Source organism: Amycolatopsis sp. WGS_07 (assembly GCF_045278895.1).
In the GTDB taxonomy this organism is placed as follows: domain Bacteria; phylum Actinomycetota; class Actinomycetes; order Mycobacteriales; family Pseudonocardiaceae; genus Amycolatopsis.
Genome location: NZ_CP136053.1, coordinates 2,522,232 through 2,539,382 on the forward strand (window position 1 = coordinate 2,522,232; position 17,151 = coordinate 2,539,382).

The following is a 17,151-nucleotide window of genomic DNA, read 5'->3' on the forward strand; positions in this document are numbered from 1 at the left end:
CAGCGGCGACAGGTCCGCAGCAATCTGAGAGCTGCCTGTCCGAAGGATTGCTCAGCGAACACAGCTCCCGGCACAGCAGGACCACAACGACGTCTGGCCTGCAACAAGCCGACAACCGCCCCAGCCGAACAGCCACTCAGCCGAACGCAGCCCCGTTCTGCGGCGGCCAGCGATCGAAGCCGCCAGGGCCGGGGTCGCCCGGACCCTGATCGAACTCCGCGGACCGCCCAGACTCAACGGCACCAGGTTCCGCAGCGCAACTGGTAACCGCACCCGCCGGAGCATTACCCCGGCACAGCCCGGACTGAACGGCGGCACCTCGCCACCGGCCCGGCGGATAGCCTGGCCGAGACAGCAGTCAACCAGCCAACCGGTCAGCCGTGCGCAGTCAGTGCACTAGCCTCACTCCCACACCACCCCGCCTCGTTGTCCTTGTGCCAACCCGGCCGCCGCGGCTGCCGCGCGGGTTTCTGGGGCCAGGGGGTTAGGGCCGATTGCTGCGGTTGAGGCTTCGTCTGGTTCCAGCACCGCCACCTTCGCGCCCGCTGCGCGGAGGTTTGCCAGCACCTGCTCGAATGACGGCTCCGTCGGGAATACCTCCGCCGATCCCATCGGGACGATCACCGTCACCTGGGCGGAACCTGTTGCGTAGTCGGCATTCGCGGACGAACGGACACCTCCGTCGACATAACGCTTGCCCTTGATCGACACCGCTGGCCAGACGCCGGGGACCGCGCAGCTCGCTGCTACCGCGTCGACCAGTAGGACGTCGGATGAGCGGTCGAATACCACCGCCTCACCGGTTTCCGCGTCTACCGCAACGATTTTCACCGCACGCTCGGGCCAATCGTGCGACGGCAGGCGGGATTCGATCACCGCGCGGCGCCTCGATTCCGACACGGTTTCCGCGGACAGGGCGAATTTTCCCACTGCACGGCGGACTTCCGCCGCGGTGCCGCCCTCCTGCAGCACCGCGGCGAAATCCTCGCCGAACTTTTCCGCGTCGAACTCGGCCGCGATCTCCGCTGCTTGCTGAGCCGGTTCGGTTTGCCGCTCGTACAACCGCGGCAGCGCCAACCCGCTGCCCAGCTGCGCCGCCACCGCCGCGCCCGCCGACGTGCCGATCAGCACGTCGGCTCCGGTGACGTCCTGGCCCGCTTCCGCCAGCCCGGCCAGCAAACCGGTCGCCCACGCGATCCCGGCGACGCCACCGCCGCCCAACACCAAAGCTCGGCTCATGCCGCTCCTTTCGCCACTGCCCACTCTGCCTTAGGGCACCGACAATTTCCGGAGCGCCGACTCCAACAGGGCATCCGTCTCGGCCCTCGGCAAGGCCAGCTCCAGCAGCGTTTCCGCCACCTCGCGGTACTTCGCCACCCGCGCCGGGCTCGAACTGCTCGCGCTCTCTCGCAGCAACCGCTCGTGCACGATCGACGGCAGGTCCGCGAAATCAAAAATCGTGAACGCCCTGCCCAGATCGGGACGGCGGCCCGCCGGGACCACTCGTACCTGCGCCTTGCCTTCCGCCAGCCTCTCGCGCAGGTGGCGCAACTGCTCCGCCATCACTTCCGCGTCGCCGATCCTCTTGTACAGCGCCGTTTCCCCCAGCACCAGCACACACCGTGTGCCTGACTCGAGCACCGCGCGCCTCGCCAGCCTCTCGGCTACCCGCGCGTCCACCTCGTCCGCCGTCGTGCCCGACAGCAGCGCTCGCGCGTACCCGCTCGTCTGCAACAACGGCGGCACCACCTCCGGGTCCCAGCCGAACACTGCCTTCGCCGTGCGCTCCCACTCCAGGTACGGCTCTTCTCCGCCGCTGTCTATCCAGTCCTGCTCTCGCGCTCCTCGCGCCATCTCCACTATTCGCCTGCGGTCCGGCCCGATCACCCTGCAATGCGCCAGGACCGCTCCGATGTCCTCCGGCTTCGGCAACCGCAGTCCTCGCTCCCAGTTCGTCACAAAACCAGGCGTCATTCCCAGCAACCGGGCCAACTCTCTTACACCCAGTCTTCTTCTCTCCCGCGCCGCGCGTAACTCCAGGCCCAATGCCCTCGCGCGCGGTGTTGCGTACGGTGTGGTCATGGTTACAGTGTGTCAGGGGGTGCCGACAGTTTTCGGGGTTCTCTCCCTAGGGTCCTTCGCTTCCTTCCCCCTCTCCTACAACCACTCCTCCAGCGACAACCCCGTCATCCTCTCGTACGCCTCCACGTACCTCTTCCTCGTCGCCTCCACCACTTCCTCCGGCAACGGCGGCGGCTGTACGTTCGACGCCCTCTCCCAGCCCGACTCCGGCCCCGTCAGCCAATTGCGCACGTACTGCTTGTCGAACGACGGCTGCACCCTTCCCGGCTCGTACCCCTCCGCCGGCCAGTACCTCGACGAATCCGGCGTCAGCACTTCGTCCGCCAGCACCAGTGCGCCCGTCTCGTCCACTCCGAACTCGAACTTCGTGTCCGCCAGCAGGATTCCGCGCTTCGCCGCCAGTTCCGCGCCACGGCGGTACACCGCGAGCGTCGCCTCGCGTAGCTCCTCCGCGCGCTTCGCGCCGATAGACGCGACCACAGCGTCGAACGAAACGTTCTCGTCGTGCTCGCCGAACGCCGCCTTCGTCGCGGGCGTGAAGATCGGCGACGGCAGCTTCGACGCCTCCACGAGGCCTTCCGGCAGCTCTACGCCGCACACTGCGCCCGTACGCTGGTAGTCCGTGTACCCGGACCCCGTCAGGTACCCGCGCGCGACAGCTTCCACCGGCAGCATGTCGAGACGGCGTACGAGCAGCGCGCGTCCGCGTACCTCAGCAGGGATGCGCGGGTCGTCGTACGCGACAAGGTGGTTCGGAACCAGGTCCGAAAGCTGCTCGAACCAGAACACGCTCATCGCCGTGAGCACGCGGCCCTTGTCGGGGATAGGCGTGTCCAGGATGAAGTCGTAGGCGGAGATGCGGTCCGAGGTCACCAGCAGCAGGTGGTCGTCTCCGACCGCGTACAGGTCCCGGACCTTGCCGGCGGCGATCTTCGGGTAATCGGCGAGCGTCGTCACCGCTGCACCCTAACCCGCGAGCCGCTACAGCGAGGATGATGCAGGTCATGGCCTACCGCTGGATCTCGTTCACCTCCGACTACGGGCTGCACGACGGCTTCGTGGCCGCCTGCCACGGGGTCATCGCCGGCATCGCGCCCGACGTACGCGTTCTCGACGTGACACACCTGGTACCGCCGCAACAGGTGCGCTCAGGCGCGGCAGTGCTCGCGCAGACCGTGCCGTCGCTGCCTAAGGCCGTACACCTCGCTGTCGTCGACCCAGGTGTCGGCACGGAGCGCCGTGGCCTCGTGGTGGTCGCGACGCACGGCATATTGGTCGGCCCGGACAACGGTCTGCTCCTACCCGCCGCCGAGGCGCTAGGTGGCGTGTACGCGGCGTACGTGATCGACGTGCGCACGCCGACGTCCGCGACCTTTCACGGCCGAGACATCTTCGCCCCGACTGCCGCACGGCTCGCCCTCGGCGCGCACCCCGGCTCCTTCGGACCCGCCATCCGGGACCTGGTGCGACTGCCGGAACCACTGGTCGCCGCGTTCCCCGGCAAGCTCGTGTCGGACGTGCTGACCGTCGACCACTTCGGCAACGTCCAGCTCGCCGCCAGCCCCGCCGACCTCGAACTAACCGGCTTGACCGGTGAGGTGACGGTGCACAGCGAGCACGTCGCGGTGTCCGCCGCGATCGGCCGGACCTTCGCCGACGTGCCGCGCGGCGCGAACCTCGTCTACACCGACTCCGCGGGCAAGCTGGCCGTCGCTGTCAACGGCGGTTCGGCGGCTTCCGTGCTGCGGATCGGGCCGACTGAGGAGTGCACCATCACCGCGTCGCCGACCGCCAGCTGACCGGGCCGGGTCACCGCCGCCTTCATCCCGAAGAGGACTCCGCCAGCCGGGTCGCGGTGGTACGCCGCGAGCGAGCGAATCGGCTCCGGACCTGAGCGTTTGCCGGTTTCCTGGTCGACCATCGGCACCGCGCACCGGACGCACAGCTTCGCGTAGGCGAACTCGGCGCCGCCCGCCTCCATCCGGCGCACGGAGTCCTCGGCGTGCGGTTCCGCCCAGCCGCGGATCACGAGGTTCGGCCGGAACCGGTCCATCGGCACGGGTTCGCCGCCGCGCTCGGCGATTCGCTCGTTCAGGTGGTCCAAAGAGGACTCCGAGATGACGAGGATCGCGTGCCCGTCGGCGAACCTCGCGGTGCCCGCGGTCTCGCCGCTCGTCACCCGGTCGTGTTCGGGCGTGACTCCGAGCAACACGGACGGCTTCCCGACGACGGTGGAGAACCACTCGGCGGCGTCGGTGCCCTGGTGGACGCCCTCGCCGCTCCAGCCGAAGGTGGCCGCGGGGTGCCGGGGGCCGTCCTTCTTGACCTCGACGGTCAGGTCTTCGATCCCGGGCGCGGACAGGACGAGGCGGGTGCCGCCGTCCAGCAGGCGAGGCCGGACAGCGGCCATGACCGGGAAGCGACGCTGGCTGCGGAAATCGCCGTCGGCCGCGGTGACGATGAACTCGCGGTCGTGCGCGAGACCGGCAGGGGTGACGTCGGCGGACTGGACCGTGGTTCCGGCGCAGCCTTTGACCGGGTAGTACGTGAGCCGAGAGATCGTCCCCATGGGGTCCACGGTACCTGTTGGTCCGAAGGGGACTTGGGAGCGCGATCCCGCGCAGACCGCCACCACGCCGGTATCCTGCGGCCCCGTGGACCTGCTGCCGTTCGACGAGTACGTACGCTCGCTGCCGCGGAAGCGGATGTCAGCAGGCACCCTGCTCCGTGACGAGACCGAGCGTGTCCTTCTCGTCGAGCCGTCCTATAAGGACAGTTGGGACATACCCGGCGGGGTGTGTGACGCGGGCGAGCCACCGTGGCGCACCGCGCGCCGGGAGCAAGCTGAGGAAATCGGCATCGACCGCCCACTCGGCTCGCTGCTGGTCATCGACTACACACCGGACGACGGGCGAATGCCGGAAGGTCTCGCGTTCATCTTCGACGGCGGGCGAATCTCCGCGGCGGAAACCGCCCGGCTCCGCCTCACCGACCCGGAAATCCTGGCCGTGCACCTACTGCCGCTCGACGTCGCGACTCAGCGAGTCGCTCCGTCGCTGGCCAGGCGGCTCCGAGTCGCCTGGGAGGCGGCGCGCACCGGCGAGAACTTCATCCTCTGCGAGGACGGCCAGCCGATCACCGGCTAGCCGTCCCTCACAACACCTGTGACAAGAACTGCTGCAACCGCGGGCTAGCCGGTGCCTCGAACACCTGCTCCGGCGTCCCCTGCTCCACGATCCGTCCGGCGTCCATGAACGCGACCTCGTCCGCCACGCTTCGGGCGAAGCCCATCTCGTGCGTTACCACGATCAGGGTGAGACCCCGCGACGCCAGCCCCGCCATCAGGTCCAGGACGCCCTTCACCAGTTCCGGGTCCAGCGCGCTCGTGGCCTCGTCGAACAGCATCACTTCCGGTTCCATCGCCAGTGCGCGGGCGATCGCTACCCGCTGCTGCTGGCCACCGGACAACGCTGCCGGGCGGTATGGGGCCTTGTCCGCGAGGCCGACTTCCGCCAGGCGGGCCCGGGCGACCTCCGCCGCGTCCTCTTTGGACAGACCGCGCACACTGCGCAGCGGCAAGACAATATTGTCCAGAACGCTTCGATGGCCGAAAAGGTTGAAGTGCTGGAAGACCATCCCCACTCGCTGGCGCAGCGCGTCCGGGTCCGAGGCGATGACGCTTTCGCCGTCCAGCAGCAGATCGCCGCTGTCGGGCTCCTGCAGGCGGTTCACGCAGCGCAGCAGCGTCGACTTTCCGGAACCGGACGGGCCGATCACGCACGTGGTGCTTCCGCTGGGCACCTTCAGGTTTACCCCGCGCAGCACCTCCAGCGTCCCGAAACGGACGTGGATGTCCTTCAGCTCCACCGAAGAAGAACGAATCGCCGTGCTCATATCGCCGCCCCGCCCGCGAGCATTTCGTTGTTCTCCGCCGTCACCTTGCGGCCGGTTTGCAGCCGCTTGTCGATGTAGTTCACCAGGTGCGTCAGCGGCACGGTGATCACTAGGTAGACGACCCCGGCCGCGACCAGCGGGGACAGATTACCGGTGTTCGCCGCGAGATCCTGGCCGATGCGGAACAGTTCCCGTTGCGAGGTAAGGAAACCCAGGAAGTACACCAGGGTCGAGTCCTTCACCAGCGCGATGAACTGGTTCACCAGCGCGGGCAGCACCCGCCGCACGCCCTGCGGGATCACCACCAGCAGCATCGCCTTGGAATAGCTCATGCCGAGCGCACGGCTCGCCTCCAGCTGTCCCTTGTCGACGCTCTGGATGCCCGCCCGGAAGATCTCGCCGATGTACGCGGCGGCGATCAGGCTCAGCGCGGCGATGCCCAGCGGGTACGGGTTGTTCCCGACCAGCCCGCGGGCGAGCAGGCCGACGCCCTGACCGATCACCAGGATCGTCAGAATCGCGGGAAGGCCACGGAAAATGTCCGTGTACACCCGCGCGGGCCAGCGCAGCCAGCGTTTCGTGGACAGCCCCATCACCGCGAGCACCATGCCGAGCAGGGTTCCGATGATAGCCGCCGCCACCGACAGGATCAGGGTGTTGAGGAGGCCGGTCTTGAGCAGGTCCGGGAAAACTTCCCAGATGTACTGCCAGTTGAGGAAAGTGTCGAAAAACTGGTCCATCAGGCTACTTCGTCTTGAAATCCGCGGGAACCGGAATGCTCGGCTCGAACTGCTGGTGCACCTTCGCCCAGGTGCCGTCCGCGACGGCCTTCTTGATGCCGTCGTTCAGCTTGGTCAGCAGCTCGTTGTTGCCCTTCCGCACCGCGTATCCGTGCGGGATGCTGGTCGTGATCGCCTTCGTGACCTTCAGCTGGGGGTTCTTCTTCGCGTAATCCTCCGCGGACACCTGGTCGAACACCGCGCCGTCGACCGCCGCGGAGTTCAGTGCGCTCAGCGCCGCCGCGTCGTTCGGGAACCGGACCGCCTGCGCCTTCGGCGCGTTCGCGGCGAGCCAGGTGTCCGACACCGTGCCCTGCACCACGCCGATCCGCTTGCCCGCCAACGAGTTCTCGTCGGTGATGCCCGCGCTCGCCTTCGCCTCGATGCCGAGCGACTGGTAGTTGTACGGATCGCTGAACGCCACCGTCTTCTTGCGCTCGTCGGTCTGCGCGATCGCCGAGCTGCCGATGTCGAACCGGCCGTTCGCGACGCTGCCGAGCAGCGCCGAGAAATCGGTCGCCACGAATTCCAGCTTCAGGCCCTCTTTCGCGGCGATATCCTTCAGCAACGCGTTGTCGAAGCCGGTGAATTCGCCGTTCTCCTGATACGCGTTGGGCCGCGAGTCACTGAGGGTGCCGACTCGGAGGGTGGTCTCGCCGGCGTCGCCACCGCACGCGGTGAGACCGGCGACCAGTGCCGCCGCGAAGGCGGTGACGATCAGTTTCTTCATGCCACCAGTGTGCCCTCGCATCAGGAGTTCGCCACCGGGAGGCCCGGTCCGCCCTTCTCCAACTCCTTCGCGACCGGCGCTTCCTTGAAGAACTGCGCGTGCAGCCGGGCGACAGTGCCGTCGGCGATCGCCTTGGCCAGACCGTCGTTGATCTTCTTCAGCAGCTCGGGGTTCGACTTGGCGACCGCGAAAGCCGACGGAGTGTCCTTGTCCGCGACGGTGTAGCCGAACTCGAGCGGCACCGCCGGGTTCTGGTCGAGGTACTTCTGGCCGATGTCCTTCGGCACGACCCAGCCGTCGAGGCCGCCGGTCTTCAGCTGCGCAAAACCGGCGTTGTAGTCCGGGAACCGCACGACCTGGGCGCCGGCGAGCTTGCCGGCGAACTCGTCCTGCACCGAACCCTGCACGACGCCGACCCGCTTGCCCGCGAACGAGTTCGCGGCGGGCAGCGCGGCGCCCTTCTTGCTGACGACGGTGGTGTAGCTGGTGTCGTAGCCGTTGCTGAACGCCACGGTCTTCTTGCGCGCGGCGGTCGCGGAGATCGTCGAGCTGCCGATGTCGAGCTGGCCGCCCGCGACCTTGGCGAGCAGGCTGGAGAACTCGGTGCCGACGAAGTCGACCTGGAAGCCCTCGCGCTTCGCGATGTCCCGCAGGAGTTCGTTGTCGTAGCCGGTGAACTTGCCGTTTTCGAGGTAGATGCTGGGCGGCGCGTCGGTGAGGGTGCCGACGCGCAGGGTTTCCCCAGAAGCGTCCGAGGATCCGCACGCCGTAAGGCCCGCGGTGGCGGCGACTACGACGGCGAGCGTGCTGAGGATCTTTCTCATGACTTCTTCCTGAATATCCGGGGTGCGCAGACAGGAAGCGCCAGGCCGCGGGTCGGCGGCCTGGCGCTTCCGGGTTCGGCACGAAGACTAAAAGCTTCGCCCGATCGAGTAATGCCGTCTCAGCACGTGGACGGCGTGCGCGCACTCACAGAATCGGCTGCGGCGCGTAGGCCGCGGCGTCCGGGAATCGCTTCAGCACGTCCTCGACGCGCGCCGCGACTTCTTCGACCTGACGCGGGGCCACGCCGGTGAACGAGATCCGGTCGGCGAGGAGTTCGTCCAGGTCAGCGCGGTTGAGCGGGAGCCGTTCGTCGGCCGCGAGCCGGTCGAGGAGGTCGTTCTCCGCACCGCGTTCGCGCATCGCGAGGGCGACGCCGACGGCGTTCTCCTTGATGGCCTCGTGAGCGGTCTCACGCCCGACGCCCCGGCGCACGGACGCCATGAGCACCTTCGTGGTCGCGAGGAACGGAAGATAGCGATCAAGCTCACGCTCGACCACGGCCGGGAACGCACCGAACTCGCCGAGCACGGTGAGGAAGGTCTCGAGCAGGCCGTCGAGCGCGAAGAACGCGTCCGGCAGCGCGACGCGGCGCACCACGGAATCCGAGACGTCGCCCTCGTTCCACTGGTCGCCAGCCAGCTCACCGATCATCGACAGGTAGCCGCGCAGGACCACGGCGAGACCGTTGACGCGCTCGCAGGACCGGGTGTTCATCTTGTGCGGCATGGCCGACGACCCGACCTGGCCCGGTTTGAAGCCCTCGGTGACCAGCTCGTGCCCGGCCATCAGGCGGATCGTCTTGGCCAGGCTGGACGGCGCGGCGGCGAGCTGGACCACGGTGGACAGCACGTCGAAGTCGAGCGAGCGCGGGTACACCTGGCCGACGCTGACGAAGCGGTTGCCGAAGCCGAGGTGCTCGGCGATCCGCGCTTCCAGCTGGTCCAAAGTGGACTCGTCGCCGAGCAGGTCGAGCATGTCCTGCGCGGTGCCGACCGGGCCCTTGATGCCGCGCAGCGGGTAGCGCTCGATCAGGTTGTCCAGCCGGGAGAACGCGACGAGCAGCTCGTCGGCGGCGGTCGCGAAGCGCTTGCCGAGGGTGGTCGCCTGCGCGGCGACGTTGTGCGAGCGGCCGGCCATGACCAGGTCGGAGTGCTCGACCGCCAGCGCGGCCAGCCGCGACAGCACCGTGGCGACGCGGCCGCGGACCAGTTCCAGCGACCGCAGCTGCTGCAGCTGCTCGACGTTCTCGGTGAGGTCGCGCGAGGTCATGCCCTTGTGCACGTGCTCGTGCCCGGCGAGGGCGTTGAACTCCTCGATCCGGGCCTTGACGTCGTGCCGGGTGACGCGTTCGCGGGCGGCGATCGATTCGAGGTCGACCTGCTCGACGACGCGTTCGTAGTCGTCGAGCACGCCTTCGGGCACCTCGACGCCCAGCTCGGCCTGCGCCCGCAGCACGGCGAGCCACAGCCGCCGCTCGAGCACGACCTTGCGTTCGGGCGACCAGAGCGCCACCAGCTCAGGCGAGGCGTAGCGGGCGGCGAGCACGTTCGGAATGCGGGGCTTGTCCGTCACGCGGCCACGATACCTGCGCAGGTCAGCGCGGCGGTCACCACTCCGTGAAGCTGCCGTCGGGCAGCCGCCACACCGGCGACCGCCAGGCATGCCCAGCCTCGTCGGCGCGGCGGACGGCCTCCTCGTCCACCTCGATGCCGAGGCCCGGCGCGGTCGGGCGCGCGGCATAGCCGTCGGTGAAACGGAACAGCGCGTCGTCGGCGAGATAGGCGACCGGCTCGCGGCCGTCGTGATAGTGCATGCCGAGGCTTTGTTCCTGGATCAGGAAGTTCGGCGTCGCGAACGCCACCTGCAGCGCGGCGGCCAGCGAGATCGGGCCGAGCGGGCAGTGCGGGGCCAGGTTCGCGCCGTACATCTCGGCCAGCGCGGCGATCCGGCGCAGCTCCGAGATGCCGCCCGCGTGCGACGGATCTGGCTGCACCACGGCGACGCCCGCGTCCAGCACCGGCTTGAACTCCCAGCGCGAGAACAGCCGTTCCCCGAGCGCGATCGGCACCGTCGAGGCCTCGACCACCGACTTGACCACGTCCGCGGACAGCTCCGGCAGCACCGGCTCCTCCACGAACATCGGCTGCACTTCTTCGAGCATCTTCACCAGCCGACGCGCCATCGCGGGCGAGACGCGGCCGTGGAAGTCGATCGCCAGGTCCCGGTCGGGTCCGAGCGCTTCCCGGGCCTCCCGGGCACGGGCTAGCGCGGCGTTCGCCTCGGCAGGCGTGGCGATCGGCCCGAGCGGACCGGCGACGTTCATCTTCACCGCGGTAAAACCACGCTCGACCTGCGCGGATACCGCGTCGAAGATCCCCGACGGACGGTCGCCGCCAACCCACGAATACACCCGCACGCGATCGCGCACCGGACCGCCGAGCAGCTCGTGCACCGGGGCGTTCCGCGCCTTGCCCGCGATGTCCCACAGCGCCTGGTCGAACCCGGCGAGCGCGCTGGAAAGCACCGGGCCACCGCGGTAGAAGCCGCCGCGCCGCAGTACCTGCCAGTGGTCCTCGATGCGCAGCGGGTCTTTCCCGATGACCAGCTCGGCCAGCTCGTGCACGGCCGCGCGAACGGTCCCGGCCCGCCCTTCGACGACCGGTTCTCCCCAGCCCGCGATGCCCTCGTCGGTGCTGACCTTGAGGAACAACCAGCGCGGCGCGACGAGGAACGTCTCGATCCCGGTGATCTGCACCTTGTCTCCTAAGCAGAATCCTTCGCGGCCGACCAGCCGCCGTCGACAGTCAGCTCGGCACCCGTGACGAACGACGCCGCAGGCGAGAGCAGGAACGCGATCACGGAGGCGACCTCAGCCGGGTCGCCGAGCCGTCCGGCGGGCGTCGCGCGGGCGCTGCGTTCGCGATCTTCCACGCTGATCCGGCCCCACGCCTCGGTCTGCACTGGACCGGGAAGCACCGAATTCACCCGCACCTCTGGCGCGTACTCCACGGCCAATTGCCGCGCCAGAGAGACCAAAGCGCCTTTGCTGGCCGCGTACGCCGGGTGTCCAGGCAGTCCGAATCGCGCGTGGACAGAGGAAACCAGCACCACGGAGCCGCGTCGAGCCTGTAGCGACGGCAGGCAGGTTCGCATGGCCAGGTACGACGCAGTGAGGTTCACGTCCAGCTGTCGTTGCCATTGCGCGCGGTCGGTTTCGTGCAGTGAGCCCAAAGTCGGCAGGTAAGCGTTGCTGACCACGGCATCGACTTCCCCGGCCAGGTCGAGAACGCGTTGCCACGTCTCGTCATCGGCCACGTCGCCCTGTATCCCGCCGGGTACCGGGGCGAGGTCGACGCCGATCACCCGGTAGCCGTCGGCGTCGAGCTGGAGTGCGGTCGCGGCGCCGATCCCGGACGCCGCACCGGTCACCACGGCGGTACGCATGGTTCGCAAGCATGCCGGGACATCGTGAAGCCAGTCAAGAATAATTAGTAATTTATAATTCTGCTGCTAGGCTGGCGGACATGGGTTACCGGTGGGAGATCACGCACGCAGCGGTGCGCCAGGGCGTCGTCGGGATCGTGCGGACGGCGGACGCCGCGTCGGCCGTCGCCGCGGCGCGGGCAGTGCTCGACGCTGGGTTGAAGTCGGTCGAAGTCCCGCTCACCAACGCGGGCGCGCTCGTCGCGCTCGAAGAGCTGAGCGCCGCGTATCCGGACGCCACGATCGGCGCGGGCACGGTGCTCGACGAGTCGTCCGCGACGGCCGCGATCCGCGCAGGGGCCCAGTTTCTCGTGTCCCCGTCGCTGCACACCGAAGTGCTGCGTACCGCTCATCGGTACGGCGTCGCGGCGTTGCCGGGCACCGGTTCGGTCACCGAGATCGTGCGTGCGATGGAGGAAGGTGCCGATGCCGTAAAGGTTTTCCCCGCTTCCGCGCTCGGGCCACAGTGGATCAAGGACGTGCGCGCCGCGCTTCCGCAGGCTCCGCTCGTGCCGACGGGTGGAATCGCTCCCGAGGACGTGCCACGCTGGCTCGACGCGGGCGCCGTCGCCTGCGGGATCGGGTCGGCGCTGACCCGTGGTTCCGCTGAGGACATCCGGGCCCGAGTGGCCGCATTGGTGAGGGAGAACTAGTGAGCGACGTCGTACTCGTCGGCTGCCGCACCGCCGAAACCGGCGGGAAGGGCACGGGAATCTCGGTTTTCCGGCGCTCGGACGGCGAGCTGACAGTGGATTCGACGTTGCCGATGGTGTCGCCGACCTGGCTGACCCAGCATCCCGCGCTGCCGATGGTGTACGCGACCAACGAGACGAGCTACGGCGAGATCACCTCCGTTTCGGTCGCCGACGGGCTGACCGCGCTCGACGTGGTCGAATCCGGCGGGGCCAGCCCGTGCCACCTCGCGGTGACGCCGGACGGCCGGTTCCTGTTGTGCGCCAACTACGGCGGCGGCAGCCTCGCCGTGTTCGCCCTCCGCGCGGACGGCCGGATCGACGGCCGCACCGACCTGGTGCAACACACCGGCAGCGGGCCGCGCGCCGACCGGCAGGAGGGCCCGCACGTCCACATGGCGGTGTCCTCGGCGGACAGTTCGGTGGTGAGCGCCGTCGACCTCGGCACCGACGAAATCCGCAGCTATTCGCTGTCTCCGGAAGGAAAACTGACGCCGCTGGCGATTTCGTCGCTGCCGCCGGGCACCGGACCGCGACAGCTCGTGCGCGGCTCGGACGGCATCGCTTACGTGGCCGGGGAATTGTCCGGCGAGCTGATCACGATGCGCGAGACTTCGCCGGGAGCCTTCGAGTTCGTCGAGGCGACTCCGTCGACAGTGGCCGGCGGCGAATCGCTGGTAGCGCACCTGGAAGTGCTCGAATCCGGGATCTACCTGTCGAACCGCGGCCCGGAATACATCACGTCGTTCGGCGGCTCGCCGCTGCGGGCGATCGCTGATCAGCCGTGCGGGTCCTTCCCGTGGAATTTCGCGGTGGCGGACGGAATGTGCTACACCGCAGCGTTCAAGGACGACGTCATCTCCGTTTTCCCGTTGGAGGACTTGGGAAACGCTAAGGTGCGCAAGTACCCGGCCGGCTCACCGACGTGCGTGCTTCCGCTCCGGTGACCGACCATCGCCCTCGCGGCCTGCATGGACAGACCGTGGAAACGCTCGCCGCGCGCATCCTGTCCGGCGAATGGCGCGAGGGCATGGTGCTCGACCTTCCCGCGCTGCGCGAGGAGCTGGACATCAGCCTCACCGCGCTCCGGGAAGCGTTAAAGGTTTTGGCAGCAAAGGGAATGATCGGCGCGCGACAGAAGCACGGCACGTTCGTGCAACCGCGCGAAAGCTGGCAGCTCCTGGACGCCGACGTCATGCGCTGGCAAACCACCGCCCGCGGAAACGCTGGCTTGCTGGACGAGTTGGCCGAGGTACGCGCCGTGGTCGAACCCGCGGCGGCGCGGATGGCCGCCGAGCGCGCGACCGTCGAAGACCTCGACGCGATGGCGTCCGCGCTTGACGCGATGGTCGCCGCGCCGGACGCGGAGGCGAGCGTCGAGGCGGATCTGGCGTTCCACCGCGGTTTGCTGACCGCCGCGCACAACAACTTCCTGCTCCAGATCGAACGCGTCATCGCGATCGGACTGGCGGAACGGGACAAGCTCGTCCACAGCGGCGGCCCCACCGACGATCCGGTGCCGAGCCACCGCCGGGTGCTGGACGCCATCGCCGCCCACGACCCGGTCGCCGCCGAGACCGCGATGCTGGAGCTGCTGGTGAAGTCCGCCGCCGACGCCGCCCGGACGCGTCAGGAAACGCCGGGCTGACCGTTCTCAAGGAACGCCCGCGGACTCCCCGAGCGCGGTCCGCAGCATCCGCCCGGCAGCGGCGCGCGGGGCTGGGTCGACCGCGATCAGCGCGTTGACCACCGCCCCGTCCACCAGCGCGACCAGCCGGTCCAGCTCGTCCTTGGCCACCGGCGTCCCGGAGCGGGCGAAGATCTCCGTCAGCAGTTCGTTGAGCTGCTGGGACAACGTCCGCATCAACGGGCGCAGGTACGGCCTCCGCCCCGTCGCGACCAGGCGTTCGTAGCGCAGCAGGACCGCCTCGGCATCCGCCTCCGGGTCGCCGCTCTGCGGGCCGAGCAGCATGTCCAGCACGAGTTCCACGGTCGCCTGCACACCCCGGTTGCGGGTCGTCAGGTCGTCCAGCTGCCGTCGTCCGTTGGCCAGCTCGGTCTGCCCGTGGTGTTCCACCGCGGCGGTGACGAGGTCTTCCAGCGAGTCGAAGTAGTACGTCGTGGACGCCAGCGGCAGGCCCGCCCGCTCCGCGACGGCACGGTGCCGTACCGCGTTGAAACCGCCCTCGGCCAGCAGCTCGGCGGCGGCTTCGACGAGTGCTGCCCGTCGTCGCTCGCCCTTCGGGGTGGTGGCTGCTGCCGTCATGCCCGGATATTCTGCCAGCCGCCTCGTGGGCCGCTGGTCAGAACCGGGGGCCAGCGAAGCGGCGACGCGCGCCAGGTCGGTTGCGTACGGTGCTGGATGCCCGGAAGTACCCGGCACGCTGACCAGCACGAGAGTCCCCCCACTGCCGGTTTCCTGACGCACAGTGACGGCTCCGGCCGGTTGCGTGGGCACGGTCACCGGGGTGCCCCGAGCGAACACCGCCGCGCCGATCGCCCCGTCCGGAAGCGGGAACCCCGCGCCGCGCGACGACGTCGTACAAACGCTGCCTGGGGAAGCCTGCGCGGCGTTCAAGTGGCCTGGAAGCTCGCCAGCGAGGGCAGTGGCGAGCTTCCAGTCCACCCTTGCGCACCCGGAGGTGCCTTCGACCCGAGGGCCGGTCCTCCCGGTTTCGCCGGCTCCCTGCCGAGACGGCTGACCCGGGAAGTCATCCCCATTGCTGAAAGGACGCGCCGCCGAGCCGCCGGGTTGCGCCGGTGCGGCCACGGAATTCGCGGTCGAATCGGACTTCTCGCTCGTAATCCCGACAATTCCCCACGTACCGAACCCAGCGGCCACCACGACGGCCGCCGCACCGACGGTGATCCGGTTGCGCCGGCGCAGCGTTTCGCGCTTCGAGCGGCGCACCACGTCCTCCACCGAGAACGTCGGAGGCGGCACCTCGCCGGGAGCGGCGGAGAACAACGTCTCCGCTTCGCGCTCATCCATTGGTCTCCACCTCCCGTTCCAGCACCTGACGCAGATTCGCCAGCCCGCGCGCCGTCTGGCTCTTCACGTTGCCCTCGCTGCAGCCCAGCGCCGTCGCCGCGGCCCCGACGTCCAAACCGTCGAAGAACCGCAGCACCAGCACCGCCCGCTGCTTCGGCGGCACCTCCTTCAACGCCGCGAGCAGGTCTTCCCTGGTCGCGACGCGTTCGGCGAGCCCTGGACCGTCGTCAACGGGTTCCGGCAGCACCTCGGTCTGCCGCTCCCGCCGCCACGGACGGCGAGACTCGTCGATGACCGCGCGCACCAGCGTCTTGCGCACGTACGCGTCGGTCGCCGCGCGGTCTCTGATCTTCTTCCACCTCCGGTGCAGTGCGACGAACGCTGTCTGCGCGAGGTCGTCGGCCTTGTGCCAATCCCCGCACAGCAAATACGCGGTCCGGCGCACGGCGTCCCTCCTCGCGGCGAAGTACTCCGCGAACTCTTGTTCGTCGCGCTGGTCCACGCGCTTTGCAGCTCCGCTCTGGCCATGTCCGGTGAAGGGACGGATCCGGGGGCGTCCACGGTTGCACGTCCGGCCGGAGACGTTCCACCCCCGCCGCATTGATGCCGCGCCCACCTGTGTGATGTGATCGGACTGTGACCATGACTGGGCAGCTGATCGACTTCCGTTCCGACACCGTCACCCGCCCGGACGCGATCATGCGCGCGGCCATGGCCGAGGCCGAGGTCGACGACAACGTCATCGGCACCGACCCGACCATCGCCGAACTCGAGCGCCGGGCCGCGCAGACGCTCGGCATGCCGGCGGCGCTGTGGACGCCGAGCGGCACGATGGCGAACCTGATCGCGCTGAGCGTCCACCTGCAGCGCGGCGACCGGTTCCTCGCCACCCGCGGCGCGCACGTGCTCATCAACGAACTCGGCTCGGCCGCCTGGCTGGCCGGCGGCATGCCGGACATCCTCGAACACGACGCGGGCCCCGGCCGCTGCCTGCCGGAAACGCTCGAAGCCGCGATCGGCAACCCCGGCCCGTACTTCGCGCTCCGCACCACGCTGTTGTGCCTGGAGAACACGCACAACGCGGCCGGCGGCGCGGTCACTCCGCCCGACGAGCACGCCCAACTGCTGTCCGTGGCGAAGCAAGCCGGCCTCACCGTGCACCTCGACGGCGCGCGGATCTGGCACGCGGCCGTCGCGTTGCAGGTGCCGCCGGCGGCGCTGACCGTCGGCGTCGACACCGTGTCGGCGTGCTTCAGCAAGGGCCTCGGCGCGCCGGTCGGCTCGGTCGTCGCGGGCAGCGTCGAGTTCGTGGAGCGCGCCCGCCGGATGCGGCAGATGCTCGGCGGCGGCGTACGGCAGGGCGGGGTGCTCGCCGCAGCCTGCCTGGTCGCGCTGGACCGCGTCGACGAGCTGGCCGAGACGCACGAGTTCGCGAAACGGCTGGCCGCCGGTCTTTCCGAGCACGGCTGGGACGTGCGGACGCCGGACACCAACATCGTCCTGGCCGGCGTGCCGGACGTGCCGACCGCGGTGAACTGGCTCGGCTCGCTCGGCATTCAAGCCCTGCCCATGGCCGGCAAGGTCCGGTTCGTGACGCACCGGGACCTGTCGTCCGCTGACATCGACGAAGCACTGCACCGGATCAAGGCCGGTGCCTGAAACCCTGGGGGACTT

The 17,151-nt window shown here is 69.1% G+C and carries 19 protein-coding genes; 6 read left to right on the forward strand and 13 right to left on the reverse strand.

The features are described 5' to 3' along the window. Positions 1-402: 402 nt before the first annotated feature. From RPX00_RS11755 to RPX00_RS11765, 3 genes are all read right to left on the reverse strand, one after another. A complete protein-coding gene (locus tag RPX00_RS11755; protein WP_406639545.1) occupies positions 403-1,239 on the reverse strand; it encodes a patatin-like phospholipase family protein in 837 nt (278 codons plus the stop codon). A 30-nt stretch (positions 1,240-1,269) separates the two neighbouring features. Beyond that, positions 1,270-2,082 (reverse strand): helix-turn-helix domain-containing protein, encoded by an 813-nt coding sequence (locus RPX00_RS11760; protein ID WP_406639546.1) that lies wholly within the window; start codon positions 2,080-2,082, stop codon positions 1,270-1,272. A gap of 75 nt (positions 2,083-2,157) precedes the next feature. Next, positions 2,158-3,039 (reverse strand): phosphoribosylaminoimidazolesuccinocarboxamide synthase, encoded by an 882-nt coding sequence (locus RPX00_RS11765; protein ID WP_406639547.1) that lies wholly within the window; start codon positions 3,037-3,039, stop codon positions 2,158-2,160. A gap of 47 nt (positions 3,040-3,086) precedes the next feature. Between RPX00_RS11765 and RPX00_RS11770 the strand changes: the two genes are divergently transcribed. Beyond that, positions 3,087-3,881 carry an S-adenosyl-l-methionine hydroxide adenosyltransferase family protein gene (locus tag RPX00_RS11770; protein ID WP_406639548.1) on the forward strand — a complete coding sequence of 265 codons (795 nt, stop codon included), beginning with the start codon at positions 3,087-3,089 and terminating at the stop codon, positions 3,879-3,881. Here the strand turns inward: RPX00_RS11770 and RPX00_RS11775 are convergent. Next, positions 3,764-4,651 (reverse strand): MOSC domain-containing protein, encoded by an 888-nt coding sequence (locus RPX00_RS11775; protein ID WP_406639549.1) that lies wholly within the window; start codon positions 4,649-4,651, stop codon positions 3,764-3,766. The genes RPX00_RS11770 and RPX00_RS11775 overlap by 118 nt on opposite strands. An 85-nt stretch (positions 4,652-4,736) precedes the next feature. Here RPX00_RS11775 and RPX00_RS11780 point away from each other — a divergent pair, with 85 nt between their 5' ends. After that, positions 4,737-5,228, forward strand: a complete 492-nt coding sequence (locus RPX00_RS11780) for an NUDIX domain-containing protein (RefSeq protein WP_406639550.1) — start codon at positions 4,737-4,739, stop codon at positions 5,226-5,228. A 7-nt stretch (positions 5,229-5,235) separates the two neighbouring features. Here RPX00_RS11780 and RPX00_RS11785 read toward each other — a convergent pair whose 3' ends face one another. From RPX00_RS11785 to RPX00_RS11815, 7 genes are all read right to left on the reverse strand, one after another. Beyond that, positions 5,236-5,976 carry an amino acid ABC transporter ATP-binding protein gene (locus RPX00_RS11785; RefSeq protein WP_406639551.1) on the reverse strand — a complete coding sequence of 247 codons (741 nt, stop codon included), beginning with the start codon at positions 5,974-5,976 and terminating at the stop codon, positions 5,236-5,238. Continuing rightward, entirely contained in the window at positions 5,973-6,716 is a 744-nt protein-coding gene (locus RPX00_RS11790; RefSeq protein ID WP_406639552.1) for an amino acid ABC transporter permease, read from the reverse strand. Before RPX00_RS11790 ends, RPX00_RS11785 begins: the two co-directional genes overlap by 4 nt. A 4-nt stretch (positions 6,717-6,720) precedes the next feature. Next, positions 6,721-7,485, reverse strand: coding sequence for an ABC transporter substrate-binding protein (locus tag RPX00_RS11795; protein ID WP_406639553.1), 765 nt, complete (start codon positions 7,483-7,485; stop codon positions 6,721-6,723). Between the two features lie 20 nt (positions 7,486-7,505). Then, positions 7,506-8,309: a substrate-binding periplasmic protein gene (locus RPX00_RS11800; protein ID WP_406639554.1), complete on the reverse strand. Its 804-nt coding sequence runs from the start codon at positions 8,307-8,309 to the stop codon at positions 7,506-7,508. Positions 8,310-8,454: 145 nt separating this feature from the next. Further along, the gene (gene purB / locus RPX00_RS11805) at positions 8,455-9,882 is read right to left on the reverse strand and encodes an adenylosuccinate lyase (RefSeq protein WP_406639555.1); all 1,428 of its coding nucleotides are present in this window, start codon (positions 9,880-9,882) and stop codon (positions 8,455-8,457) included. 34 nt (positions 9,883-9,916) lie between these two features. Continuing rightward, on the reverse strand, positions 9,917-11,065 hold the full coding sequence (gene dgoD, locus RPX00_RS11810; RefSeq protein ID WP_406639556.1) for a galactonate dehydratase: 1,149 nt from the start codon (positions 11,063-11,065) through the stop codon (positions 9,917-9,919). An 8-nt stretch (positions 11,066-11,073) separates the two neighbouring features. Next, complete coding sequence (locus RPX00_RS11815) at positions 11,074-11,754, reverse strand: SDR family NAD(P)-dependent oxidoreductase (RefSeq protein WP_406639557.1); 681 nt, start codon at positions 11,752-11,754, stop codon at positions 11,074-11,076. Between the two features lie 80 nt (positions 11,755-11,834). Between RPX00_RS11815 and RPX00_RS11820 the strand changes: the two genes are divergently transcribed. The 3 genes from RPX00_RS11820 to RPX00_RS11830 are packed head-to-tail and all read left to right on the forward strand — an operon-like array spanning position 11,835 to position 14,133. Then, on the forward strand, positions 11,835-12,446 hold the full coding sequence (locus tag RPX00_RS11820) for a bifunctional 4-hydroxy-2-oxoglutarate aldolase/2-dehydro-3-deoxy-phosphogluconate aldolase (protein WP_406639558.1): 612 nt from the start codon (positions 11,835-11,837) through the stop codon (positions 12,444-12,446). After that, on the forward strand, positions 12,446-13,432 hold the full coding sequence (locus RPX00_RS11825) for a lactonase family protein (RefSeq protein WP_406639559.1): 987 nt from the start codon (positions 12,446-12,448) through the stop codon (positions 13,430-13,432). The genes RPX00_RS11820 and RPX00_RS11825 overlap by 1 nt, the downstream gene beginning before the upstream one ends. Then, entirely contained in the window at positions 13,429-14,133 is a 705-nt protein-coding gene (locus RPX00_RS11830) for a FadR/GntR family transcriptional regulator (protein ID WP_406639560.1), read from the forward strand. The genes RPX00_RS11825 and RPX00_RS11830 overlap by 4 nt, the downstream gene beginning before the upstream one ends. Before the next feature lie 6 nt (positions 14,134-14,139). On the opposite strand, the gene RPX00_RS11835 is transcribed toward RPX00_RS11830, so the two are convergent. Together RPX00_RS11835 and RPX00_RS11840 are read right to left on the reverse strand one after the other, a co-directional pair. Beyond that, the gene (locus tag RPX00_RS11835; protein WP_406642878.1) at positions 14,140-14,751 is read right to left on the reverse strand and encodes a TetR/AcrR family transcriptional regulator; all 612 of its coding nucleotides are present in this window, start codon (positions 14,749-14,751) and stop codon (positions 14,140-14,142) included. A gap of 718 nt (positions 14,752-15,469) precedes the next feature. Next, complete coding sequence (locus RPX00_RS11840) at positions 15,470-15,979, reverse strand: SigE family RNA polymerase sigma factor (RefSeq protein WP_378303734.1); 510 nt, start codon at positions 15,977-15,979, stop codon at positions 15,470-15,472. Between the two features lie 140 nt (positions 15,980-16,119). Here RPX00_RS11840 and RPX00_RS11845 point away from each other — a divergent pair, with 140 nt between their 5' ends. Next, complete coding sequence (locus tag RPX00_RS11845) at positions 16,120-17,136, forward strand: threonine aldolase family protein (RefSeq protein WP_406639561.1); 1,017 nt, start codon at positions 16,120-16,122, stop codon at positions 17,134-17,136. Positions 17,137-17,151: the final 15 nt, after the last annotated feature.